The sequence below is a fragment of the Acinetobacter sp. C26M genome, assembly GCF_023702675.1.
GTDB lineage: Bacteria > Pseudomonadota > Gammaproteobacteria > Pseudomonadales > Moraxellaceae > Acinetobacter.
Genome location: NZ_CP098478.1, coordinates 1,337,640 through 1,361,961 on the forward strand (window position 1 = coordinate 1,337,640; position 24,322 = coordinate 1,361,961).

Here is a 24,322-nt window from a genome sequence, read left to right on the forward strand (position 1 = left end):
AAGGCGCTATTTTTTTATTCTTATAAGAGTAAAATTAATGTTCAGCATATTTGCTGAGATATTCTTCTCTAATGTTTACACGTTCTTCAGTGCTAGCATTGAGCATACGTTTACGTAAAGTATTGCGTTCTTGAGTACTCATTTTTTGCCAAACATCACGCATTTTCTGCTTTTCGTCTTCAGGCAGTTGTGTAAACCATTCCATCCGTTGTTGTAGTTGTGAGCTCTGATTGGTCGGAATTTCCTTCAATGTCTGATAGCGTTTAATTAAAACGCGTTGCTCTTCTGGTGATAAGTCATCCCAAGCTTCTTCTGTTGCCGCTTTATTTGGTTTGGAGAATACCCAAAAGCGTTCTGAACCTGCAAAACTTGTTTGTAATAAGCCGAGTGTACACACAACAAGTGCTAATTTTTTAGCTGCCATGTGGAACTTTATCCTCACCTAAGACCAATAACATTTCCATATCTTCAACCATTTGTGGCGAAAGTTTTGGATTCACGACAACTTGGTTCTGTGGTTGATCAGCCAATTGCAGAGAGCTAGGCAGAACAACAATTCCCATAATTGCGGCAGCGAAGGCAAAACCTGTCATTTTCCAAATACTGTAATAAGAAGTTGGCTTCTTTTGGACAGTATCAAGAACATGATTCATCACTAACATTTTATTGCGATGTTGTTCTTTCGCAAGCTGGTCAAGTTTGGAAGTCACATGTTTAGTGAACTCATCTTTTTTCATCTGATGATCCTCCTGTATGTGGGTTTAAATGCTCTAGAGCAATTCTGAGCCCCTGAATTGCGCGGTGGTAATGTGTTTTAACACTGCCTTCACTGCAATCCATAATTTGTGCTGTAGTCATTGTGTCAAAACCCTCCCACGCTCTTAGCATAAATGCTTGTTGTTGGCGGACGGGTAATTGATTAATTGCAGCTTGAATTTCCTCCATAGTGACTTCTTGATTAAGAAACTCAAACGGATTAGGAGTTGATTCATCGACAACATCAATAATTTGTTCATCATCATCTAAACTAATTTTTTTAAATAATGAAAATGGATTGGCACGACGGGCTTCTTTGCGTCGCCAGTCCTGAAGTTTATTATTTAAGATTGTATAGAACAGGGGATACCATTCTTCTGTGCTTTTATCAGCATATGACTTATGCAATGAAATAAATGCTTCTTGCACTAAATCCATGGCAATGCCTTGTTGTCCCTGAGTGGCGCTTTCCATCATAACCAAGGCACGACCTGTTACGTCTTGCATAAAAAAACGCAGACGTTGTTCAACAGTACTACGATCGGTACTGTTTTCAGTTCGAGCCTGTTTCGGTGCTAAATCCATAGAGATGGAAAATCCTGTCATGGATACCCACCATTAATTCCAATTCATTAATCATATAACGTTGAAAATGGTGGGCGCGTTGACAACTTAAGCAATTATTTTTAGTAGTGTAATTGATTTTCTCAGTAAAAAAATCGTATTTAAAATAATTTAACGTTTTTACTGACGTTGGCGAACCATTTCAAAGAAGCAAACTGATCCAGCAATCGCGACATTGAGTGACTCTTGCCCACCAGGTTGAGGGATCGCCACTGCCTGAGCATGTTCAAGAGCATAGTCACTTGCACCTTGACCTTCGTTGCCTAAAATCCAGACGCAGGCTTGAGTTAAATCTTTGCTATATAAACTGGTTGAACGATGTGAACTGGTCACAAAAACTGGGATTTCAAATTTTGGAAGAATATCTGTGAGCTGGAAATTTTCAAAACATTGCAGACTAAAATGGGCACCCATACCAGCCCTGAGTACGCGTGGAGACCAAAGTGCAGCTGAACCTTGTGTACAAATAATCTGTTTGATGTTTGCAGCAGCAGCAGAGCGAAGCAATGTACCTACATTTCCAGGATCTTGAACATTTTCTAGAATTAAAGTATCGGCCTTAAAATCAATGGTGGCAGCGGTTTTGGGTAGATCAACAATCGCTAGACAAGGCAGGGTTGTGCCTAAGGTGCTTAAATCCTTATATAGGACTTCACTAATCACGAAGATATGACCTTGATGAAGTTCAATCACTTCTTGTAAATCTGGATGTTCTAATGCTTGTTCAGTGGTAAATAAAGAAAAGATTTTTTTCTGCTGTTGCAACCAAACCAAGCACAGATGTGTACCTTCTAGAACGGTTTGCTGATGTTTTTTTCGAGCACTGTTGAGTTCGATCAGACCACGCAAATGTTTGATTTTTGCATTGTCTTTTGATTCTAGAAAAATAACCGCCATAAGATAAACATCCAAAAGGGCATTATAGATTTATAATGCCCTGATTATAAAAGTAATTAGTGATAACTTGTTACGCGTTCGACTTCATTTTTCGAACCAATAATCACTGGAACACGTTGGTGTAATTCAGTTGGTTGAATGTCTAGAATACGAACGCGACCTGTAGTAGACGCACCTCCAGCCTGTTCGATCAACATACTCATTGGGTTTGCTTCATACATCAGACGTAAACGACCTGCCTTTTTAGGGTCTTTTAGATCGTAAGGATAAAGGAAAATACCACCACGACATAAGATACGGTGGATGTCACCTACCATACAAGCAACCCAACGCATATTGAAATCTTTTTCACGTACTGATGTTTTACCCGCTAAAAGCTCATCAATATAACGTTTTACAGGGTTTTCCCAATGACGTTGGTTTGAAGAGTTAATCGCAAATTCTTGTGTATCTGCTGTAACTTGTACTTGCTCAGTAGTCAGTAAGAAGCTTTGTGTGGTTGGATCAAAAGTAAAGAAGGCAACACCTGCGCCCACGGTAAGCGCTAACATGGTTGATGGGCCGTAAAGGACATAGCCTGCAGCAACTTGTTCTGTCCCTGCTTGCATGAAGTCCGCAGATTGAGTGACTGTATTTTTCGCAGGTAGGATAGAGAAAATCGTACCGACACACATGTTAATATCGATATTGCTTGAACCATCCAAAGGATCGAACAAAACTAAATATTTACCATTTTCTTGGGCAGGGGTGAAGTCATCTAATTCTTCTGAAGCTAAACCACCCACTTGAGGGTGTACTTTTAAAGCATCAATCAGGTAATCATTAGATATAACATCTAATTTTTTTTGTGTTTCGCCTTGAACGTTTTCATTGCCTGCACTGCCCAAAATATCGGCTAAAGCACCTTTTTGAAGTGCTTGATCAATGGTTTGGCATGTCGCAGCAATTGTTTCGATGACTTGTGCCAACTCTGGAGTCAAATTCCCATTTTGTTGTTCTAGGTATTGGGTCAAAGTAAGGTTTGACATATTGAATAGCTCCGATTTGGCCGTGTCAAAAATTGATAAAAAAGAATGTGGGTATTCTAGATGAGATCGTGCAAAAATAAAAATTATCTTACTTTATTTATGTTGCTTTTATGATTACAAGTACAGCATTACATGCTATGTTGCATAGATACTAAACAGGATGTTTGGAGGCTAACGATGTCAACCAAGAATTTTGAGGCAACTCCCACGCCGAGTGAGCCAATTAGCTTAGATACGATTTCTAAAGAAAATGTGAAGGATGCATGGAAAGAGTATGAAGCGAAACCAGAATACAAAGAGTTTAATAAGCATGATTTGATTGAGTCGATGCAAAACAAGTCTGACTCTCCATCTTCTTCTTAATCGATAAATAAAAATGCTCACCTGAAGTGAGCATTTTTATTTATCGTGAAACCACTATTATTTTAATAGTGGTGGAACCGCTTCGTAGTTGATTTCTACACGACGGTTTTCTTTCCACGCAGCTTCATCATGTCCAGCATTCACTGGTGACTCTTTACCGTAACTAACAGCTTCGAGTTGTTGTGGATTAACGCCATTGGTAATCAAGAAGCTTTCAACCGCTTTTGCACGACGTTCGCCAAGTGCCATATTGTATTCACGTGTACCACGTTCATCTGTGTGGCCAGTAAGGGCAACACGAGAGTTAGCATTGGCAACTAGGAATTGAGCATGTGCTTGTAGGGTCTGATAATCTTCGTTAGATAAATCGCTGCTATCAAAGTTGAAGTGTACAACGCGCTTAGCTAAGAATGCTTTGTTTGCGGCCGTTACGCCCTTAGAAGATGCACCTGCCAAGTTTTGTGCATTTAAAGCTGCATCTTCGCTTAAACCATCTGTACTTACAGTGGTTGAGCCATTTGGTGTATTACCCGCAGTGATATCAGTTGCTGGTTTGCGACTTGCACAACCAGTGAAAACTAAAGTTGCAGCAATCAGTGGAAGCGTTAGATATTTAATGTTCATATGATTCTCCAATCGATTAAACTTATTTTGGTGCCCAAGCTGGTTCACGAACTTCACCTTGCTCGCTTGGTAAATTCATGCGGAAACGACCATCAGTCGACATGACTGATAACAAACCACGATTACCTTCACGCGTTGCATACACCACCATTTGTCCATTTGGTGAGAAGCTTGGTGATTCATCTAAACTGGTCGGGGTCAGAATATTGGTGATACCAGTATTGATATCTTGGATTGCAACTTTGTAGTTGCTGCCGCTTGGACGATGTACTAACGCAATCTTTTTACCATCAGCACTCAAAGTCCCGCGTGCATTAAACGCGCCTTTGAAGGTCAAACGTTTTACCGAACTATCATCAAAGCTGTAGCGGTAAATCTGTGGTGAACCACCACGATCAGAAGTAAAAATAAATGACTTACCATCTGGTGAGTAACGTGCTTCAGTATCAATCGCAGAGTCATTGGTCATGCGCTGTACTTGACGTGTGCTTAAATCCATTTGATAAACTTCAGGATTACCATGCATGGATGCAGTAAACAACATCGATTTACCATCTGGTGAGAAACTTGGCGCACCATTTAAACCACGGAAGCTTGCTAAAACTTCACGTTGGCCAGTGGCTAAGTCTTGCAGATAAATCGCAGGGCGTTTGGTTTCAAATGATACATAAGCAATTTTCTTAGCATCAGGTGTCCAAGCAGGAGAGAGGATTGGATCACGTGACGACAGTACAGTTTTAGGTTGCTCACCATCAGTATCTGCAATTTGTAAGGTATAGCGTTGAGCAGGTGTCGCCTGATTACGCAGTACATAAGCAATACGACCACTAAAGTCACCTGCAATACCAGTCAAAGCCTGATAAATCGTATCACTGATTAGGTGACCCGCTTGGCGTACTCGTGAACTTGGTACAGTCAGAACTTCATTGAGCAAATATTGTTGTTTCTGTACATCATATAACTGGTAGTGAATCTCAAAAGTATTGGCATCAACCGCTTTTAATTGTCCAACGACAACATACGGCACACCTGCATTTTGCCAGTCACTCGCTTGAATCTGATTCAAACTTGCTGTAGCTGGTAAATTTTGAGATGCACTGGTAAATCGACCTGAACGGTTCAAGTCGCTTTCCACAATTGGATAGATCGCATTGTCATTTGCAAATGGGATAATCGCAATTTTAGGTGCTTGTTCAGGTGCTTTAGCAATTTCGAGATGTAATTGTGCAAAAGTTGCTGTTGGAACAACTGTGCTAATTGCAGCGAAAACTGCCAACGAGAGGAGGTGTTTACGAGTCTTGTCCATAGTTACAATTACTTGCGTTCGTATTTTTGTGGCTGTTGATTGTTTAACATAGTTACAGGCTTTGTGCTATTAAAAGCCTGTAACGTTAACTATTCATTACTATTTTGCAGTAAAACTTGAAGTAAAGCTTCTTGCTTCACGACGGGCGGTTGGATCATCTGGCATTGGGTAGGGGGCAGCAGCTCGCACTGCAGCTTCTACACTCGCCTTAACGTCAGGGTCACTCGCTGTTACAACGACAGAAAGTACAGCACCACTATCACTTAAAGTCACACGAGCACTTGCACGCTGACCTGATGAGCCTGATGGCATGTTCCAAGCACGATAGATTTTTTGTTCGAAATCACGTTTCGCAGTTGAAGCAACTCGTTTTGCATCCGCCTTTTTCTGTGCGGCTTCCTGCTCAGCTTTTTTAGCAGCTGCAGCTTTGGCATCTGCTTCAGCCTCAGCTTTACGTTTCGCGTCTGCATCAGCTTTTGCTTTCGCATCGGCCTCAGCTTTACGTTTCGCGTCTGCATCAGCTTTTGCCTTGGCATCAGCATTTGCTTTACGTTTTGCATCTGCGTCAGCTTTTGCTTTCGCATCGGCCTCAGCTTTACGTTTCGCGTCAGCATCAGCTTTTGCCTTGGCATCAGCATTTGCTTTACGTTTTGCATCTGCGTCAGCTTTTGCCTTTGCATCGGCCTCGGCTTTGCGTTTTGCATCAGCATTTGCTTTACGTTTTGCATCTGCGTCAGCTTTTGCCTTCGCATCGGCCTCGGCTTTGCGTTTCGCATCAGCATCAGCTTTTGCCTTCGCATCTGCTTCGGCTTTACGCTTCGAATCCGCGTTGGCTTTTGCTCTCGCATCTGCCTCGGCGCGTGTCTTTGCATCTGCCTCAGCTTTGCGTTTCGCATCCTGTTGCGCTTGAAGTTTTGCATTTTCGGCAGCTTTTTGCTGTCTTAATTTCGCATCTTGTTCAGCTTTTTGACGTGCTTTGGCTTCAGCCTCGGCTTTAGCATTTTGTTCAGCTCTACGCTTCGCATCAGCCTCAGTCCTCGCTTTTGCCTCAGCTTGGCGTTTAGCTTCAGCGTCTGTACGTTGTTTTTGTGCTTGAGCCTCTGCAAGTTTGCGTTGTTCTTCAACTTGTTGAGCTCGAGCAGCTTCATCCGCTTTGCGTTTTTGCTCAGCAAGCTTGGCTTGTTGTGCTTGTTCAATTTTTTGCTTTTCGGCAGCAAGCTGTTGTGCAGTTGGTGGTGGAGGCGCTACTGGAATATTCTCAGGGAGCGTTTTATCCACAACTGGGCTTTGCACTTCCTCCGCCTGATGCTCTGCAGAGACTTGTTGTTCGGGATTTTGTAAAGATTGTGGTAAATCTTCTGGCTTCACCAAAATGGTGGTCAGTTTTTTAGGTTCTTCAGGTGGTTTACTCAAGCCTAAAAACAGTAAGCCAACAATTGCGATCGCATGGACACCGAGTGTGAAACCCAGCGCAATCGCATTTTGTTTAAAAGGCGGCTCTTGAAATTTTTTCATAGCTTATTTTAACGGCTCTGTCAGTAAGCCAACTTGAGTCAGGCCAGCTTCTTGTAGACTCGCCATGAGTGAAACGACTTCACCGTAAGGACGAGATTTATCACCATTTACTAGAACAGTCAGTTGTTTATTTTCTTGCTCAGCTTGCGTTTGAGCTTCGCTTAAAAGAGTTTCAAGCTGTGCAAGTGATAGCGGTTCACTACCTTTGTGTTCTTGATATTGCAAAAAGATATTACCATCTTTACCAATGGTGACCATCGCTGGCATATCTTTTGATTCAATAGGATGATTATTGGCCTGAGGTAAATCAACTTTGATACCACTGGTAATCATAGGTGCAGTGACCATAAAAATGACCAAAAGTACCAACATCACATCGATATAAGGAACGACGTTCATATCGCTTTTCAGTGGTTTTTTAATCCGCTCAAAACGTCCAGATCGTTGAATCGCCATTATGCATCATCCTGTGTCGTTCCAATCGCTTGACGCTGTAAAAGGGCAACCATTTCTTCTGCAAATAAAGCACGGTCTGAATAGGTTGATTCACCTTTAGCCGTAAAGTGGTTAAATGCAAGTACAGCAGGAATTGCGGCAAACAAACCAATTGCGGTTGCAATCAGAGCTTCTGCAATACCAGGTGCAACGGTAGCTAAGGTGACTTGATCAACTGCTGCAAGGCCAATAAAAGCATTCATGATGCCCCAAACTGTACCAAATAAACCGATATAAGGCGCAACTGAACCAATGCTGGCAAGAGCTCCCAAGCCGACTTCTAAACCACCTTGATCACGACTTAAACCTACACGAAGGATACGCTCTGTCCCTTCGATGGTTTGATTGGCGTCTGCTTTGCGCTTTTGCAGCTTGAAGAACTCGCCCAGACCTTGGTAGAAAATATCTTCTAAACCGCGACGTTTAGAGTTGAGTTGAGCATTATTGTAAAGCGTATTTAATTCGGCACCTGACCAGAACATTTTTTGAAAATGCTCATCCTCTTGTCCAGATTTTTTAAAGCCCATATATAATTTGGCAATCAAATACCAGCTATAAATTGAAGAGAGTAGAAGGATCAGCATGACCAGTTGTACAACAGGACTTGCTTGTAAAATTAGGTCAGAAATATGCAGGGAAGATTCTAAGTTAGTTGCCATAAGTTGCTGTGCCGAAAGTTTATTTTAGTCCTGTGCTAATTCTTTTTGAATCAGATCACGAATTTCATCAGGAAGTCTACGTGGCATTAACTCTTTGTTTAAACATGCCAACACAACCTCACCTGAAGCCAGCAAGATTTCACCACGATAAATATTTTGTTGCAACACAAAAGATGCGGCTTTACACGAAATAACACGTGCTGTAACGGTAATTAAATCATCCATTAATATTGGGCGTACATATTTCACTTGAATTTGATGTACCACGAAGTTGTAATCTTTCTGGTGCCAGTAGTGGTCTACACCTGCTGCACGTAACCATTCGGTACGAGCACGCTCCATAAAACGGATATGATTGGCATGGTAAACGATACCGCCTGCATCTGTATCTTCAATATAAACGCGAATGTTGAACTCAAAATGATTTGCCATGTCTATTACCTATTTTTGCGTACTGTCAGCAATCAGGAATGATATTGCCTCAAAAGAGTTAAGGAAATAGTAATAAATAACATATTGTTGACCTAGATAAAAAAGAGGCCCTTAGATAGGGCCTGTTTTTTAATAGTTTAGTTCTTCCCAAGCGACGACTTTAGGGAAGCCTGTGACGGTAACGCCATTAGCATAGGCGCGCATTAACGCTTTATAGTCAGTAGTTCTGGTGATATTAATTGAATTTTTATTGTTGTTGGTGTCTTCAATAAAAATTTCTGCAAAGTTTGGATAAAAAGCCAAAGCATCTTCGACACTTCCAAATTTGATTTGATTGTCAAAATTCACAGAGAATTCTTTATTATTGTTTATCCCAACTAGACGTCCTTTGGTAATTGATCCAGTAGACCATGGTTCAAAACTATAGTTCGTGAGTTTGTAGGTTTCTATATGTTTTTTATCGGACCAGGTGAAATCCATTTGGCTGATATCATATTTAAATGGATAAATATTAGGGTCATATGCTTGGCTGCTTTTGCTACCATTATAGGTGGTTGTTTCATTATCTACTTCTACTTTAAATTGGTTCAGTGTCGTATCAATTTTAAAGTTATTCTGGAACCAATATCCTCGTGTGCTAATGGTTCCGGATATAAGAAGTGGCTTCTCTAAAATTAGATGAGCTTTATTGTCTTCGATAACTTGTAGATAGCAATTGTTTAATGTAACGCTATGATTATTTCTGGATATAGTTCCATCTTTATTTTGACAAGAAGCTTTATAACTTGTGCTTTGTTCATTTTGGACTAAATAAAAGATGGATTCAGCAAGCGTAATCGTATCAATGAGTTGATTTTCATTAATGCTTGATAAATTGATAATTGGTGCATAAATCAATTCAAGATTTTCTGGTTTGCTATAATCTAGTTTTTCTTTGCCTTGAAATGAATTGCCGTTATTTGCATTATCACCTCCACCCCCGCAGGCTGTTAAAAATAAGCTACTCAAAAATACGGAAGTTAAAGTTTTATTTTTCATTGTTACCCTAAACATAATGAGACGATTAAAATCAGGCATATCCTATTCTAATCGCCTCATTATAAGAAGCATTAAGTTGAAAATATTTTTATGATTCAGGCGGTGTCATACCAAACTGTAAATACGCCATATTGGTTGCAATTCGGCCACGTGCTGTACGCATCACATAACCTTGCTGAATCAAATACGGTTCAATCACATCTTCAAGTGTTCCACTATCTTCAGCCATTGCAGCAGCCAAAGCTTCAACACCTGTTGGTCGCCCTTCAAAGCGTTCCAGCAACATACTGAGATAACGACGATCGAGCGTATCTAAACCTGCTTTATCCACGTTAAGCATGTCCAAAGCACGTTGTGCCATGTCTTGAGTCACTTCGCCCGTGCCTTTGACTTGGGCATAGTCACGAACACGACGTAATAAGCGGTTGGCAATACGTGGTGTGCCGCGAGCACGACGGGCGATTTCAGTCGAACCTTCTTTGGTAATCGGAACATCCATTAAATTGGCAGAACGTGTCACGATATGGGTCAAATCTTCAACTGAATAAAACTCTAAGCGCTGCACAATCCCAAAACGATCACGTAAAGGAGAGGTGAGTAAGCCAGCTCTTGTTGTTGCAGCAACTAAAGTAAAGGGTGGCAAATCGAGCTTAATTGAACGAGCCGCAGGACCTTCACCAATCATAATATCTAATTGGTAATCTTCCATTGCAGGATAAAGAATTTCTTCAATCACGGGTGAAAGACGGTGAATTTCGTCAATAAACAGAACATCACCTTCTTCTAAATTGGTCAGCATGGCAGCCAAATCGCCAGCACGTTCCAATACAGGACCAGAAGTAGACTTTAAATTACCACCCATTTCTCTTGCGATAATATTGGCAAGGGTTGTTTTACCTAAACCTGGTGGACCAAAAATCAAGGTATGATCAAGTGCTTCACCGCGGCCACGCGCTGCACCAATGAAGATTTCCATTTGCTCGCGTACGACAGGTTGACCAATATAGTCCACCAATGAGGTAGGACGAATCGCACGATCAAATTGATCTTCAGGTTTTTCTGTTCCGCTTATAAGACGATCTTGCATATATCTATTACTTCATCATTGATTTAAGCGCAGCACGAATAATGTCAGCAGATTCAGTATAGTCTGCTTTAACTGCCGCCACGGCTTTTTGTGCTTCTGCTGGTTTATAACCAAGAGATTGTAATGCGGCTTCTGCTTCTGCAACAGGTGAATTTGACATAAATTGGATTTGCGTTGCTGCTGTAGTGCTTATACTGCCAGTTGATTGTGCTAAGGCTTTGAAACGATCTCGTAATTCAATCATTAAACGTTCAGCAGTTTTCTTGCCCACACCTGGAACTTTAATCAGGGTATTAATATCATCATGTTCAATGGTATGAATCAGCAATTCAATACTTAAGGTAGACAGGATACCTAAAGCCATTTTAGGGCCTACACCATTTACTTTAAGTAAAGTACGGAAAATAGTTTTTTCTTGAGCATCGCTAAAGCCATAAAGTTGTTGAGCATCTTCACGAACGACTAAGTGGGTCCATAAAGTAACTTTCTGTCCTTTTTGTAATTGGCAAAATGTCGAAAGTGGTGTGTCTATTTCATAACCCACACCATTCACATTGAGTAATACGGTTGGGGCTTCTAGGGCAAACACTTCGCCAATTAAACATCCGATCATGAGTTAAATTTCACTATTTTAAAAAATTTAGTTTGAGCTTGAAAAAAGTCTTGGTCTAATTTCAACTGTTAAAAGAATCCAATTTTATTGCCTTGCAGCTCTTGCGCCAAGCTATAGGCTTGGTGGTCAGAAAACTTACTAATAATATCCAAGACTTGCATAATATTATTATAGTGGTTGTTTTGCAGATTTACCCCTGAATGTTGCAAAATCGACATTAAACGCTGTTCTTTAAAGCTTAATGTCTTATGCGGCATGGTTAAAGGGATAAAAGCATCTAATATAGTTTGCAAACTTTGATGCGCAATAATCTCTAAACCTGATTTTTGTGGATGCTCAAAAATACGGTCTCTGGCCAGATTTTTCGCCGTTTGAATGCCAGCTTCAATATCGGGTGAGCAATATTGCAATAGGCTGCCTTTGAGCTGACCAGTTAAAATTTCATACTGATGTTTGGCAAACGCCGTGGTCACTTCATCGACTAAACGCTTCATTACACGGCCACGTAGGGCAGCTATTTTTTGTTGCCATGTGGTATGCGATAAATGTAATTCTTCTGGATAGCCGTAATCCGCGATTAGATTCAGAAAGATCGGCTCAACTTCGGCATAGTTCAGCATATTAAGAATAATGCCATCTTCTAAATCAATTAGCGCATAGCAAATATCATCTGCTGCTTCCAATAAATAGGTCAGTGGGTGGCGACAATAGTGATAGTCACCGAGCTGAATAAGACCGAGTTGTTCTGCTAACTGTTTTAAAATTTCTTTTTCAGATTGATAACAACCAAACTTTGCCCGTTGATGGGATGGCATATCGCCTTGTTCTTCGATGGTTTTGGATAACCATGGATATTTTAAATAAGCACCGAGTGTTGCACAGGTAAGACGCATGCCACCATCATCGGGATGGTAATCAATACGGCTGAGTAGGCGAAGTCCTTGCGCATTGCCTTCAAACTGGCGCACATCGGCAGCTTCTTCTGGTGTGAGTTTAGTCAAGAAATCACGATGCGATGCATCATCAAACCATTCTCGAATCGCATATTCGCCAGCATGACCAAATGGGGGATTCCCAATATCATGCGCCAGACAGGCGGCTTGGATAATCGCACCGACATCTGCTGGGGAAATCCACATTGGTAATTCATCTTTGATTTTTTCTGCGGCTAACATGCCGAGCGAACGCCCAATACAAGAGACTTCAAGCGAGTGGGTTAAGCGAGTATGAATGCCATCATGTTGAGTCAGTGGGTGAACCTGTGTTTTTCTATTTAATTGACGGAAGCTTTGAGAAAATATAATTCTGTCATAATCTTTGTGGAATGGGCTTCGAGCCAATTCAGTACTGCTTTTTTTACTACCTAAACGAATTGCAGATAGCAATTCTACCCAACGCATTTGTTCCATTCATCATTATTCACTATGAGTTCAGGATCATCATGCCAAAAAAAAGATTAAAGCACTAGAGTAGGGCGACATAAGTTGTCTTAATTCATTTAGCCACTTAATTTCAAAAGCGTTGATTTGTCTTTTTTGACCATTACAAAAGGTTAAAGGGCGATATAGCTATTAATATACACATGTTATTTTATGCGCTATTTCATCACGCGATACTAAAATGAAAAATTCAATTAATTACTTAAATGACAAGATAAAAAACTATACTCAGACTCAATCCAACACGGTATTGATTGCCTATCATGCATTAAAAAAAATACCAGGGGGATTAACTGTACTTTCAAGAGTCATTAGTCGAGTCGCACCATACTTTCGGACAGTTGATCCTGTTATTACAAAGCTAGAGGTAGGTTTATGCCAAGCATCTATGGCTAAGTGTAGAGCAGTTGAAAATCACATCGGAACAGTACATGTGATTGCAATCTGTAATGGTTTGGAATTTGTGATGGGCGTTGCTGTAGAGGCGTCAATTCCATCCCATCTTCGATGGTTGCCCAAAGGGATGCATGTTGATTATGTCTCTAAAGCAAATTCTGATATTCAATTGATCGCAAAGATTAACGACGATTGGAATGTGGGTGATATGCAGGTAGAAGTCATCGCTAAACGAAATGATGGACAGCCCGTTGTAAAAGGTTACATCACGCTTTGGGTAACTGAAAAAAAATAATCAAGTCTCGAAAACATAGAGAAAAGGAAGCTAAATTGAACATATGGCTTATTTATATTAATTAAATGAATTGTTACGAATAAAGTAAAATGGATAAAGCTACAAGAAATTAAGCCATTTGCTGTAGAAAACTCTGATTTTTAAGATGGATATAGCTAGCTGAAATGAGCCTTTCACAGTAGAATATGCGCTCTTTCATAAGTCACATTGTGGTAGGTTCGTTAGACCCACCCGTGGAGCCAAAGTCAACATGTTTATCGTGGCCGGTGCATCAGCACATTCTTCTTTCAAGAAAGCTCAACTCTTAAACCGATTAACGTCAATGAGTTCTGTTCAATCTTTTGACAGCCAGTGGGTTTATTTGTTTGATCAAGCGCTCAACGAGCAGCAACATCAATCGGCATTACAACTTTTAAACGATGGTCAATCTTTCGAACTTCGCCAAGCTGCAAGTGATGAAATCCAGATTTTAGTGACACCACGTGTGGGAACAATTTCTCCGTGGTCATCTAAAGCAACCGATATTTTCCAAAACTGTAATACGCCCATTCACCGTTTAGAGCGTGGTCTGTTATTTACACTGAAAGGTGTGAAAGAGATTTCGAACGAAGTGAAATTGGCCTTGCATGACCGCATGACAGAGAGTGTTTTTGCTCAAATTGATGATGCAAAAGCTTTATTCTCAGAAACAGCACCGAAGCCATTGAACTCAATTGATATCTTGGGTCAAGGAAAAGAAGCGTTAGTTAAAGCCAACAATGAGTTTGGCTTTGCTTTATCTGAGCAAGAAATTGATTACTTAACCGAAGCATTTACCAAGCTGGGTCGTAATCCAAATGACATCGAATTGATGATGTTTGCACAAGCAAACTCTGAACATTGTCGTCATAAAATCTTTGGTTCTGAATGGACAATTGATGGTGAAAAACAGCCATTATCATTGTTCCAAATGATTAAAAATACTTATAAAGAATCTCCAACAGATGTGTTATCAGCATATAAAGATAACGCCTCTGTCATTGTGGGTTATGACACGATGCGTTTTTATCCGAAAGCGGATGAAAATGGTCACTTCGTTTATAAATATAAGAGCCAAGCTGCTCATATTTTAATGAAGGTTGAAACACACAACCACCCAACTGCAATTGCTCCATTTGCAGGTGCTGCAACAGGTTCGGGCGGTGAAATCCGTGATGAAGGTGCAACAGGCCGTGGTGGTAAACCAAAAGCAGGTTTAACTGGTTTTACTGTTTCAAACCTAAATATTCCTGGTTTTGAACAACCTTGGGAAGATAACTACGGTAAACCTTCACGTATGGCATCGCCATTACAAATCATGATCGAAGGCCCATTGGGTGGTGCTGCGTTTAACAACGAGTTTGGTCGCCCAGCTTTAAATGGTTATTTCCGTACTTTTGAACAGAATGTAAATGGTGATGTGAAAGGCTTCCATAAGCCAATCATGATTGCTGGTGGTTACGGTAACATTCGTCCTGACCATGTTGAAAAAGATGCGATTCAACCAGGTGACTTGCTCATTGTATTGGGTGGCCCTGCAATGTTGATCGGTCTTGGCGGTGGTGCAGCATCTTCTGTAGACAGCGGTACTATGGGTGAGAGCTTAGACTTTGCTTCGGTACAACGTGAAAACCCAGAAATGGAACGCCGTTGCCAAGAAGTCATCGATACCTGCTGGCGTTTAGAAGACTTTAACCCAATCGTGTCTGTACATGATGTGGGTGCAGGTGGTGTATCTAATGCGATGCCTGAACTTGTGAATGATCATGAGTTGGGTGCAGTGCTTAACCTACGTAAAATTCCATCATTAGAGCCAGGTATGAGCCCGATGGAAATCTGGTCAAATGAAGCGCAAGAACGTTATGTGCTTGCGATTCGTCCAGAGTCTTTAGAACAGTTTGAAGAAATTTGTGCACGTGAGCGTTGTCCGTTTGCAGTACTTGGTGAGGCGACTGAAGCGCGTCATTTAACTGTTGAAGATCCTTTGTTTGAGAACAAACCTGTCGATATCCCAATGCAGGTGATTTTAGGCGGTACACCGCGTATGCAACGTTCGTATGAAACGATTGAGCGTACAGGTAATGACTTTGATGCAGCAAAAGTTGATTTAAAAGATGCGATTTTCCGCGTATTGAAAAATCCAACAGTTGCGTCTAAATCATTCTTGATCACTATTGGTGACCGTTCGATTACTGGTATGGTTGCACGTGATCAAATGGTGGGTCGCTGGCAGGTTCCTGTTGCAGATGCTGCTGTAACCACCACGAGTTTGCAAGGCTTCACAGGTGAAGCAATGGCAATGGGTGAACGTCCACCAGTTGCATTATTGAATCCTGCTGCATCTGCACGTTTAGCTGTTGCTGAAGCAATCACCAATATTGCTTGTGCCAACATTGAACAAATCAGTGATATCAAACTTTCTGCAAACTGGATGGCAGCGGCAGGTCAAAAAGGTGAAGACCAAGCTCTGTTCGAAGGTGTGAAAGCGATTGGTATGGAAATGTGTCCTGCATTGGGTATCGCAATTCCAGTTGGTAAAGATTCACTTTCAATGCGTACCACTTGGAACGATGGTGAAGACAAAGCAGTGACTTCGCCAATGACAGGTGTGATCACTGCATTTGCTCCAGTGTTAGATGTACGTAAAACCTTAACGCCTGAATTGAAGAACTTAGCAGATTCTGTATTGGTTCGTATTGACCTATCTAAAGGTCAATTCCGCCTAGGTGGTTCGATCCTTGCGCAGGTGTATAAAGCGATTGGTTCAGTGACGCCTGATGTCGATAGTTTTGATGACTTCAAAGCATTCTTTGCCTTGATTCAAGACTGGAACAATCGTGGTGTGATTAAGGCTTACCATGATATCGGTGATGGCGGTTTATTGGCGACTGTTGCTGAAATGATGTTTGCTTCACGTTTAGGTGTTGCATTAGAAAATCAAAGCACTGAAAGCTTATTTGCAGAAGAAATTGGTGCTGTATTACAAATCACAGCAGCTGATTGGGCGCAATTGCAAGTTGAAGTTGCAGCATCAAGCCTGAAAGATGCAATCGCAGTTGTGGGCCGTGTTAATACAGCTGATCAATTGGCTGTGAATGGTTTGACTTTAGAACGTGCTGAATTACAACAAGCATGGGCAGAAGTATCACACCAGATCCAGCGTTTACGTGACAACGTTGAAACGGCTGATCAAGAATTTGCATTGATTGCGGATAAAAATCACAAAGGTTTAATTGCACAAGCAACCTATGATTTAAATGAGCCAGTTGAAGCGCCGTTTATCAATACACGTCGTCCAAACATGGCCATCTTGCGTGAGCAGGGTGTTAACGGTCATGTTGAAATGGCCGCTGCTTTTGACAAAGTCGGCTTTAATACCATCGACGTACACATGAGTGACTTGCTTGCAGGTCGTGTTAGCTTGAGCGACTTCGAAGGTTTAGTGGCGTGTGGTGGTTTCTCATACGGTGACGTGATGGGTGCTGGTGGTGGCTGGGCGAAATCAGTATTGTTCAATGCGAAATTACGTGACCAGTTTGAGCAGTTCTTCCATCGTCAAAATACATTCAGCTTAGGCGTATGTAATGGCTGTCAAATGATGTCGCAACTTGCACCACTGATTCCTGGTGCAGAGCATTGGGGTCGTTTCCACCGCAATACATCAGAAGTATTTGAAGCGCGTGCCGTGAACGTTCGCGTAGAAAAATCAGTTTCTGTATTGCTTGAAGATATGCAAGGTTCGATTTTACCAATCGCTGTTGCGCATGGTGAAGGTCGTCTGGTTGCAACTGAACAGCAAATTGCTGCTTTAAATGCTGAGAACCAAGTGATCTTGCGTTATGTGGATAGTTTGGGTAATCCAACTCAACACTATCCGTTGAACCCGAACGGTTCACCTGAAGCGATTACAGGTTTAACCTCTAAAGATGGCCGTGCAACAGTGATGATGCCGCACCCAGAGCGTAACTTCCGTGCTTTACAGCATTCTTGGAAGCCAGAAGACTGGGCTGAAGATGGTGCTTGGTTGCGTATGTTCCGTAACGCACGTAAATTTATTGGTTAATTAAACCCATGAAATAAGCCACCGTCAGGTGGCTTATTTAATTCAATATAAAATAATGATCAATGGACAAGAACAATGAAATCAAAAATCCATTTCCGCGAATTTGCTCTGCTGATGGCATTACTCATGTCTATCGTTTCATTTTCAATTGATGCTGTTTTACCTGCACTGGGTGAAATTGGTCGTGTTTTTACTTTGCAAAATAATAATCAGGCGCAATGGGTCATCATTAGTATTTTTTCAGGAATGACCATCGGTCAATTGATTGCAGGACCATTGTCTGATGCGATCGGACGAAAACGAATTTTATTCACTGGCATCGTGATCTACTTTTTAGGCAGTTTATTATGCTATTCCACCCAAAGTTTTGAATGGTTTCTGCTGGGTCGTTTTATTCAGGGTGTCGGTGTTTCAGGACCTTATGTGGCTTCGATTTCCATTGTTCGGGATAAATACAGTGGTGCCCAAATGGCGCGGATCATGTCTCTGATCATGATGGTGTTTATGGTTGCACCTGCAGTTGCACCGAGCTTGGGGCAGTTGATCATACATTTCTTTGGCTGGCGCGATATTTTTGTATTGTATATGGTCTATGCCATCGCTGTTGGAGCTTGGGTCGCTTTACGATTGGAGGAAACGCTGATTCCTGAAAATCGGTTGCCGATGCGAGTACAAGCATTTAAGGATGGCTTTAAGGAAGTGGTGAGCAATAAAACCACCATGAGCTATTTACTATGTGCAGGTTTCTGTTTTGGCGGCTTTATTGGATACCTTGGAACGTCACAGCAAATCTTTATGCAGCAATTCGGTAAAACAGGACAGGAATTCAGTGCCTACTTTGCTTTATTAGCAGGTGTGATGGGGATTGCATCTTTTACCAATTCTCGAATTGTCATGAAGTTTGGCATGCGTCCAATCTGTATTTATGGCTTTCTTGGCCTGTGTTTAATTTCATTGGTATTTCTGATTATTCAGCTAGTGGGTGTACCAGTTTCGTTCTGGATGTTTATGCTATATGCCTGCATCTTGTTTTTATTGTTTGGAACACTGTTTGGAAATCTGAATGCGATTGCAATGGAACCGATGGGGCATGTGGCAGGTATGGCATCTGCGATTATTGGTGCATCGTCTTCAGTATTGTCTTTGATTTTAGCTTCGATCATTGGGCAGTTATATAACGGTACTTTGATTCCGATGACCAGTGGTTTTGTGATTTTATGTGGTTTGGCTTTTGCGATGACACAGTATGAAAAAAGATATTTAAAAACTTTAAATACTGGTAGTTAAGTAGAGAAGAGAGGGCGTAGGTGCTTCTCTTTTTAGACTTAGAAGATAATAAAATATGAAAAAAGTCGTTCCTGTAATTTTGCGGCAGCAAAATCAAGTTTTAGAAATATTAGCTTTTCAACATCCGCTCGCAGGGAGCCAGTTGGTTAAAGGGACGATAGAACTCTATGAAAAATATGATGAAGCTGCAATCCGTGAGTTATCTGAAGAATCGGGGGTAATTGCAGAGCCAAATCCCAAGTTTATTGGAAATTTTACACTTAAATCTAATCAGCAAAACTGGTATTTCTATTTATGTGAGCTAAGAACAGATTTAGCCGAAACTTGGATACATCATTGTCAGGATGGCGGTGGCTTAGATTTTAAGTTCTTTTGGTATCCCTTAAATCAAAAGCCAAATGAGAGCTGGCATGGAAGCTTTCAGGAAGCATTGGCATTTTTGAGAGATAAGCTAATCATGTAATATGATTAGAGTATCCTTTCATTATATTGGCATTACATCTTTTGTAATTGGCTCAATTCTTGCTACTTATATTTCAACAATGAATAAGATATGCGAGAGTAGCATGATGAAAAATGAAAACTATTTGAGAGCAAGCTATTCAAAAGACAAAGGTTGGTTTTGGTTTGGCTTAACTGTGCTCATTCAACTGCTTTTTATCGTCGTGAGTTATTTCATTATCAACATTTCTCTTTGATTGTTCAGCTTTTATAACGTTATGATTGAAGTCTCATTGATTTCGATTTGAGCCATTTTACGATGCTGAAACTGATTTATTACGTGCCGGAATCTCATCTGGAAGCTACCAAACAAGCGGTTTTTGGAGCAGGTGCGGGTGGTATTGGTAATTACGAGCACTGTGCTTGGCAAGTCAAAGGCATTGGGCAATTTAAGCCCGTTAAAGGTGCAAATCCTTTCTTAGGGCAATTAGATGAATTAGAGCAACTCGAAGAATGGCGAGTTGAAACTATTGTCTCTGAAAAAAAGGCCAGTGCTGTGGCAAAAGCTTTAAAGGCAAGCCATCCCTATGAAGAGCCTGCTTTTGAGTTTATACAGATTTTAGATATTCAATAAACTTTATTCTTTTCTAAGCATGCTGCTTTGAATCAACCGTGCGATATCTGTTGTCCGTGCACGAATCAGCTCTGCTGCATTTTGACAGGCTGCTTCTAGGCTGGTCGGGCCTGAAGTTAAAGAAAAAGCAGCACTAATACCATGTGAGTAAAGTGCTTGATAATTCTCTCCAAGCGTTCCTGCTATCACGATGACGGGTACATTGGCAGCTTGTGCAATTTTGGCGACGCCAAAAGGTGTTTTTCCATTTAAAGTCTGCTCATCAAACTTTCCTTCACCTGTAATCACCCAATCCGCCCCTTGGATTTTGGCAGTAAGCTGATTTAGCTCTGCAATGACTTCGACTCCAGATCGAAACTCAGCCTTTAAGAATGTTTTTGCGGCAAAACCAAGCCCGCCTGCGGCTCCTGCACCAGCCTCATTGCGTTGGTCAAAACCAAAGTATTGAGCAGTAACATCGGCAAAATGGGCGAGGGCTTGATCTAACTCCAACACTTGATGAGGTGAAGCCCCTTTTTGTGGTCCAAAAATATGTGAAGCACCATTTGGTCCACATAAAGGATTGGTCACATCGGCAGCCAATAAAAATTTAGTCTGTTGAATTCGTGAATCAAAATTTTGCAGATCGATCTGTACTAAGTTTAGCAGGGCAAGACCACCAGCAGGCAAGACTCGATGATCTGCATCTAGAAATTTAGCACCTAATGCATTGAGTAAACCTGTACCTGCATCATTGGTTGCGCTACCGCCAATCGTCAGAATGATTTGCTTAGCACCTGCATCTAGTGCTGCGAGAATCAGTTGTCCAGTGCCATAAGTACTGCTATGACATGCATCGCGTTGTGATGGTTGAAGCAGTTGAATACCACTGGCTTGAGCCATTTCAATGATGGCAATCTTTTTAGCATCTAACCAGCCCCATTTTGCTAGTACAGGTTCACCAAGTGGGCCTTGTACCATCTGCTCACGCCATTGCCCCGAACAAACTTCTAATACTGCTTCGATAGAACCTTCACCACCATCCGCCATAGGGCATTGAATGATTTCTGCATCAGGAAAGACTTGTTGCCAACCTAAAGCAATTGCTTGAGCAATGCCATGTGCAGATAGGCTGTCCTTAAATGAGTCTGGGGCAATCACAACTTTCATAAATTCTTTGTAATCTAATTTTAATCTAACTTGAGCTTAGTCTGTCCGATGTTGAATATCTAGATAAATGACAAAAATAAAAAAGCCACTAAGTTGAGCAACTTAGTGGCTTGGTTTAATCAACGACTAGCGCATTAATTAAACTGAGAAAAATCAGGTTTACGCTTTTGCATAAAGGCTTGAACAGCTTCCATCATTTCAGGAGAACGCACACGTTGCATAAAGATTTCAGCTTCATCATCTACACAAGCGATGATTTCAGCCAAGTCTTGTTTCATCAAAGCCTTACTTTGTTTGATTGAAGCCAATGGCAATGCAGCTAAATGTTGAGCTGTTTGTTGTGCAGTTGCATAGACATCTTCAACCACATCATTTACCAGATTTGCTTTAACAGCAGTTGCTGCATCAAATTTCTTCGCAGTAAATAGCAACTCAGCTGCTTTTTGATAACCTGCTTGTTTAACCAATAAACGACTTGCAGCACCTTCTGGAGACAGACCAAGGCTGACAAATGGAATTTGGAACAGGGCAGTATTATCTGCGAAAACGAGGTCAGCATGTAATAGCAGCGTTACACCAATACCAATTGCGACACCTTTGACCGCAATGATCAATGGCTTAGAAAAACGTGCAGCAGCTTTTAACAATACAAATGGAGGTTGATCGCCAGCTTTACCTTCATGTGGCTTTTGGATAAAGCCCATAAAGTCTTTCATGTCATTACCCGCAGTAAAGTCTTGTTCTGCACCACGGAAGATCACCACACGAACGTTTTTATCGGCATCGGCTTCATCCAAAGCTTTTGCAATCCAAAGATAAAGTTCGCCATAGAGTGCATTTTTTGCTTCTGAACGGTTAATGGCTAAGGTGAGTACGCCATCTTCTAAATTTGCTTGCAAATGTTGATGAGGTTGTTGAATACAGCTAAGTGTCATCGTACTATCCTTGCTTTAATCCAGATTGATTTTTAAGTGCCCTCATTATGTCGCATATTTATCTGAATGACACAACTGATGAGTTCACAAAAAGTGAAATTACGCCTATGTACACATTTGACTATCTTGTTTTTATTGGACGCTTCCAGCCATTTCATCTGGCGCATATGCAAACCATTGAAATTGCATTACAGCAAAGTCAGAACGTGATCTTGGCTTTGGGCTCGGCTCAATCTGAACGGAATATCAAAAATCCCTTTTTAGCCACTGAACGTGAACAGATGATTTTGTCGAATTTTTCTGCACAAGATCAAAAACGGATTCATTTTGTTCATGTTGTAGATGTGTATAACGATGAAAAATGGGTTAAACAAGTTAAAGATTTGGTCAATACTGTTATTCAATCTAATGTGAAAGTGGGTTTAATCGGTCATTTCAAGGATGAATCTTCGTATTATTTACGTTTATTCCCAGAATGGCAGATGGTGGAACTGGATAGTTTGAAAGATTCAATTTCAGCAACGCCAATGCGTGAAGCTTATTATCGGGGAGAGATTCAAACTGAATTTTTTCCTGAAGGGACAATCCAGTTTCTGAGAGAATTTCAAAAATCAGAGATATATCAACAATTACAGCAAAAATTTAAGCACAATGATCGCTCCAATATCGATGAGTCTTAATACAAATGGAAGATTAGGCATCTTCCCAAAAGATAATTCGATTTGAAAATGGATCGGTGATACTCAGTTCCAATGTTTCCCAGTCCGTTTTCTCAATTTGAGGTTTGGCAAATTTATAATCTTTTGCATCCAATTCTGCATGAAGCAAACTGAGATTCTCCCAATAAATACGAATCGCACTATGCGGGCTAGCATCACCGAAATGTTCAGATAAATGAATGATGCAATCATCTTTGGAAATCTGTAGATAAATAGGGAAGTTATCCCCAAAAGTATGTTGCCAATCGAGCTGGAAGCCTAAGTAGTCAAGGTAAAATGATTGGGCGAGTTTTATATCGAAAATACGTAGAATCGGTGTAATTGAGCCAGATTGCATGCTTATTCCTTGTTATCGGACACCAAATTGTTGAGTCCAATAACTCTTTTGCTTGGTTGATGTATCGACTGTACAGGCTAGCGCATAATCTGTAAATTTTGGATGCATTAAATTGCGACAATGCACTGGACTGGCTAGCCATGTAGCCATCACATCATTTAAGTTTTTTTGCCCACGTGCAACGTTTTCACCACCGCCTCGACCTTTAAATTGTGTTTGTTTTAAACGGGTTCTAAAATCCTGACCTGTGCTACTCACATGTCCAAGCACACTGTACTGTGCCATGTCTTCAGCATGAGCATAGGCACTTTGATATAAGTGATTGTTCCATCTAAGTGGTGCAACTGCGGGAAAATGCTGTCCACCACATTGACGTGGATGTTGTCGAATTTCATTAATTGCATTCAGAATGACCTGTTGATAGGCAGGGTTTTGTAGGTCTTGGCAGCGTATTTCGGTCGCTGATTTTTGAATTTGTGTGACTAAGGGGAGAGAGTCTTGAAAAGTGGTCGGTGCATTGGAGTTACATGCCGCTAGAAAAAATAACAAGGATAGGGGCAAAAAAGCATTGAGATGAGTCATTTTAAATGTCTTTCATTTAATTATTTTAATCTATTCATCATACGTCAAGCGCGAAGCTGACAGCAATTTGCTTGAATAAAAAAAGCGAGTCTTTAACTCGCTTTTTTGTTACTCAACATGATTATGCCGATTGTAATGCTTTTAAGTCTTCAAGCACTTGCTCAGCATGTCCTGCAGCTTTGACTTTACGATAGCTTTTCACCAACTGTTTATTATGGAAAATAAAAGTTGAGCGCTCAATGCCCATCACCTGTTTGCCATACATATTTTTTTCTTTAATCACATCGAAATGCTTGCACAGTACTTCTTCTTTGTCACTGATTAGATCAATTGTCAGCGCTTGTTTTTCAGTAAAGTTCTGATGTGTTTTAACTGAATCGCGTGATACACCAATAATTTGACAGTTTAATGCATCAAATTGATCTTTTAAGCAAGAAAAACCTACCGCCTGAGTAGTACAACCAGGAGTTGAATCTTTTGGATAGAAATAAAGCACCAACCATTCACTGCTAGTCTCAGCCAGATTGATTTCACCTTGTGTGGTTGGGAAAGTGTGATTCGGTAATTGAATATTCTCAGACATTGTTCAT

Annotated in this window: 28 protein-coding genes; 8 read left to right on the plus strand and 20 right to left on the minus strand. The window is 40.9% G+C overall.

Translation table 11 applies throughout. The features are described from left to right. Positions 1-34 precede the first annotated feature (34 nt). From NDN11_RS05970 to NDN11_RS05990, 5 genes are all read right to left on the minus strand, one after another. Entirely contained in the window at positions 35-424 is a 390-nt protein-coding gene (locus NDN11_RS05970; RefSeq protein ID WP_251111073.1) for a DUF3106 domain-containing protein, read from the minus strand. Beyond that, on the minus strand, positions 414-737 hold the full coding sequence (locus NDN11_RS05975; protein WP_251111074.1) for a hypothetical protein: 324 nt from the start codon (positions 735-737) through the stop codon (positions 414-416). Before NDN11_RS05975 ends, NDN11_RS05970 begins: the two co-directional genes overlap by 11 nt. Continuing rightward, entirely contained in the window at positions 724-1,341 is a 618-nt protein-coding gene (locus NDN11_RS05980; RefSeq protein WP_167248393.1) for an RNA polymerase sigma factor, read from the minus strand. Before NDN11_RS05980 ends, NDN11_RS05975 begins: the two co-directional genes overlap by 14 nt. Before the next feature lie 159 nt (positions 1,342-1,500). Continuing rightward, on the minus strand, positions 1,501-2,277 hold the full coding sequence (locus tag NDN11_RS05985; RefSeq protein WP_251111075.1) for a TrmH family RNA methyltransferase: 777 nt from the start codon (positions 2,275-2,277) through the stop codon (positions 1,501-1,503). Positions 2,278-2,333: 56 nt separating this feature from the next. Beyond that, complete coding sequence (locus tag NDN11_RS05990) at positions 2,334-3,305, minus strand: class 1 fructose-bisphosphatase (protein WP_251111076.1); 972 nt, start codon at positions 3,303-3,305, stop codon at positions 2,334-2,336. 177 nt (positions 3,306-3,482) lie between these two features. Here NDN11_RS05990 and NDN11_RS05995 point away from each other — a divergent pair, with 177 nt between their 5' ends. Continuing rightward, positions 3,483-3,668 carry an NF038105 family protein gene (locus NDN11_RS05995; protein WP_167248231.1) on the plus strand — a complete coding sequence of 62 codons (186 nt, stop codon included), beginning with the start codon at positions 3,483-3,485 and terminating at the stop codon, positions 3,666-3,668. Between the two features lie 57 nt (positions 3,669-3,725). Here NDN11_RS05995 and pal read toward each other — a convergent pair whose 3' ends face one another. The 10 genes from pal to NDN11_RS06045 form a co-directional block, all read right to left on the minus strand. Continuing rightward, positions 3,726-4,292 carry a peptidoglycan-associated lipoprotein Pal gene (pal, locus tag NDN11_RS06000; protein WP_167248232.1) on the minus strand — a complete coding sequence of 189 codons (567 nt, stop codon included), beginning with the start codon at positions 4,290-4,292 and terminating at the stop codon, positions 3,726-3,728. Between the two features lie 22 nt (positions 4,293-4,314). Further along, positions 4,315-5,598, minus strand: a complete 1,284-nt coding sequence (gene tolB / locus NDN11_RS06005) for a Tol-Pal system beta propeller repeat protein TolB (RefSeq protein ID WP_251111077.1) — start codon at positions 5,596-5,598, stop codon at positions 4,315-4,317. A gap of 99 nt (positions 5,599-5,697) precedes the next feature. Continuing rightward, positions 5,698-7,113, minus strand: coding sequence for a cell envelope integrity protein TolA (gene tolA / locus NDN11_RS06010; RefSeq protein WP_251111078.1), 1,416 nt, complete (start codon positions 7,111-7,113; stop codon positions 5,698-5,700). Positions 7,114-7,116: 3 nt separating this feature from the next. Beyond that, positions 7,117-7,569, minus strand: coding sequence for a protein TolR (gene tolR / locus NDN11_RS06015; RefSeq protein WP_167248235.1), 453 nt, complete (start codon positions 7,567-7,569; stop codon positions 7,117-7,119). Continuing rightward, the gene (gene tolQ, locus NDN11_RS06020; RefSeq protein ID WP_251111079.1) at positions 7,569-8,267 is read right to left on the minus strand and encodes a protein TolQ; all 699 of its coding nucleotides are present in this window, start codon (positions 8,265-8,267) and stop codon (positions 7,569-7,571) included. The genes tolR and tolQ overlap by 1 nt, the downstream gene beginning before the upstream one ends. A gap of 24 nt (positions 8,268-8,291) precedes the next feature. Continuing rightward, a complete protein-coding gene (gene ybgC, locus NDN11_RS06025; protein ID WP_251111080.1) occupies positions 8,292-8,699 on the minus strand; it encodes a tol-pal system-associated acyl-CoA thioesterase in 408 nt (135 codons plus the stop codon). A 129-nt stretch (positions 8,700-8,828) separates the two neighbouring features. Continuing rightward, positions 8,829-9,737: a hypothetical protein gene (locus NDN11_RS06030; RefSeq protein WP_251111081.1), complete on the minus strand. Its 909-nt coding sequence runs from the start codon at positions 9,735-9,737 to the stop codon at positions 8,829-8,831. Positions 9,738-9,825: 88 nt separating this feature from the next. Further along, positions 9,826-10,824, minus strand: coding sequence for a Holliday junction branch migration DNA helicase RuvB (gene ruvB, locus NDN11_RS06035; protein WP_005189990.1), 999 nt, complete (start codon positions 10,822-10,824; stop codon positions 9,826-9,828). 7 nt (positions 10,825-10,831) lie between these two features. Further along, positions 10,832-11,437, minus strand: a complete 606-nt coding sequence (gene ruvA, locus NDN11_RS06040) for a Holliday junction branch migration protein RuvA (protein WP_005211487.1) — start codon at positions 11,435-11,437, stop codon at positions 10,832-10,834. Positions 11,438-11,505: 68 nt separating this feature from the next. Beyond that, positions 11,506-12,846, minus strand: a complete 1,341-nt coding sequence (locus NDN11_RS06045; protein ID WP_251111082.1) for a deoxyguanosinetriphosphate triphosphohydrolase — start codon at positions 12,844-12,846, stop codon at positions 11,506-11,508. A gap of 211 nt (positions 12,847-13,057) precedes the next feature. Here NDN11_RS06045 and NDN11_RS06050 point away from each other — a divergent pair, with 211 nt between their 5' ends. The 6 genes from NDN11_RS06050 (at position 13,058) to NDN11_RS06075 (ending at position 20,010) form a co-directional block, all read left to right on the plus strand. After that, the gene (locus NDN11_RS06050; protein WP_251111083.1) at positions 13,058-13,567 is read left to right on the plus strand and encodes a hotdog fold domain-containing protein; all 510 of its coding nucleotides are present in this window, start codon (positions 13,058-13,060) and stop codon (positions 13,565-13,567) included. A gap of 250 nt (positions 13,568-13,817) precedes the next feature. Next, the gene (purL, locus tag NDN11_RS06055; RefSeq protein WP_251111084.1) at positions 13,818-17,648 is read left to right on the plus strand and encodes a phosphoribosylformylglycinamidine synthase; all 3,831 of its coding nucleotides are present in this window, start codon (positions 13,818-13,820) and stop codon (positions 17,646-17,648) included. Between the two features lie 75 nt (positions 17,649-17,723). After that, positions 17,724-18,935 carry a multidrug effflux MFS transporter gene (locus NDN11_RS06060; protein WP_251111085.1) on the plus strand — a complete coding sequence of 404 codons (1,212 nt, stop codon included), beginning with the start codon at positions 17,724-17,726 and terminating at the stop codon, positions 18,933-18,935. A gap of 55 nt (positions 18,936-18,990) precedes the next feature. Then, positions 18,991-19,398, plus strand: coding sequence for an NUDIX hydrolase (locus tag NDN11_RS06065; protein ID WP_251111086.1), 408 nt, complete (start codon positions 18,991-18,993; stop codon positions 19,396-19,398). A gap of 103 nt (positions 19,399-19,501) precedes the next feature. After that, on the plus strand, positions 19,502-19,633 hold the full coding sequence (locus NDN11_RS06070) for a KGW motif small protein (RefSeq protein WP_251111087.1): 132 nt from the start codon (positions 19,502-19,504) through the stop codon (positions 19,631-19,633). Positions 19,634-19,695: 62 nt separating this feature from the next. After that, positions 19,696-20,010: a YqfO family protein gene (locus NDN11_RS06075; RefSeq protein WP_251111088.1), complete on the plus strand. Its 315-nt coding sequence runs from the start codon at positions 19,696-19,698 to the stop codon at positions 20,008-20,010. Between the two features lie 3 nt (positions 20,011-20,013). Here the strand turns inward: NDN11_RS06075 and NDN11_RS06080 are convergent, their stop codons facing one another. Further along, positions 20,014-21,159 carry a glycerate kinase gene (locus NDN11_RS06080; RefSeq protein ID WP_251111089.1) on the minus strand — a complete coding sequence of 382 codons (1,146 nt, stop codon included), beginning with the start codon at positions 21,157-21,159 and terminating at the stop codon, positions 20,014-20,016. Positions 21,160-21,293: 134 nt separating this feature from the next. Next, on the minus strand, positions 21,294-22,094 hold the full coding sequence (locus tag NDN11_RS06085) for an enoyl-CoA hydratase-related protein (RefSeq protein ID WP_167248247.1): 801 nt from the start codon (positions 22,092-22,094) through the stop codon (positions 21,294-21,296). 107 nt (positions 22,095-22,201) lie between these two features. Between NDN11_RS06085 and NDN11_RS06090 the strand changes: the two genes are divergently transcribed. Continuing rightward, on the plus strand, positions 22,202-22,774 hold the full coding sequence (locus NDN11_RS06090; protein WP_251111498.1) for a nicotinate-nicotinamide nucleotide adenylyltransferase: 573 nt from the start codon (positions 22,202-22,204) through the stop codon (positions 22,772-22,774). 13 nt (positions 22,775-22,787) lie between these two features. Here the strand turns inward: NDN11_RS06090 and NDN11_RS06095 are convergent, their stop codons facing one another. The 3 genes from NDN11_RS06095 to NDN11_RS06105 form a co-directional block, all read right to left on the minus strand. Then, the gene (locus NDN11_RS06095) at positions 22,788-23,150 is read right to left on the minus strand and encodes a glyoxalase superfamily protein (RefSeq protein WP_167248248.1); all 363 of its coding nucleotides are present in this window, start codon (positions 23,148-23,150) and stop codon (positions 22,788-22,790) included. Positions 23,151-23,162: 12 nt separating this feature from the next. Continuing rightward, positions 23,163-23,732 carry a CAP domain-containing protein gene (locus NDN11_RS06100; protein WP_167248249.1) on the minus strand — a complete coding sequence of 190 codons (570 nt, stop codon included), beginning with the start codon at positions 23,730-23,732 and terminating at the stop codon, positions 23,163-23,165. A 121-nt stretch (positions 23,733-23,853) separates the two neighbouring features. After that, complete coding sequence (locus NDN11_RS06105; RefSeq protein WP_251111090.1) at positions 23,854-24,315, minus strand: peroxiredoxin; 462 nt, start codon at positions 24,313-24,315, stop codon at positions 23,854-23,856. Positions 24,316-24,322: the final 7 nt, after the last annotated feature.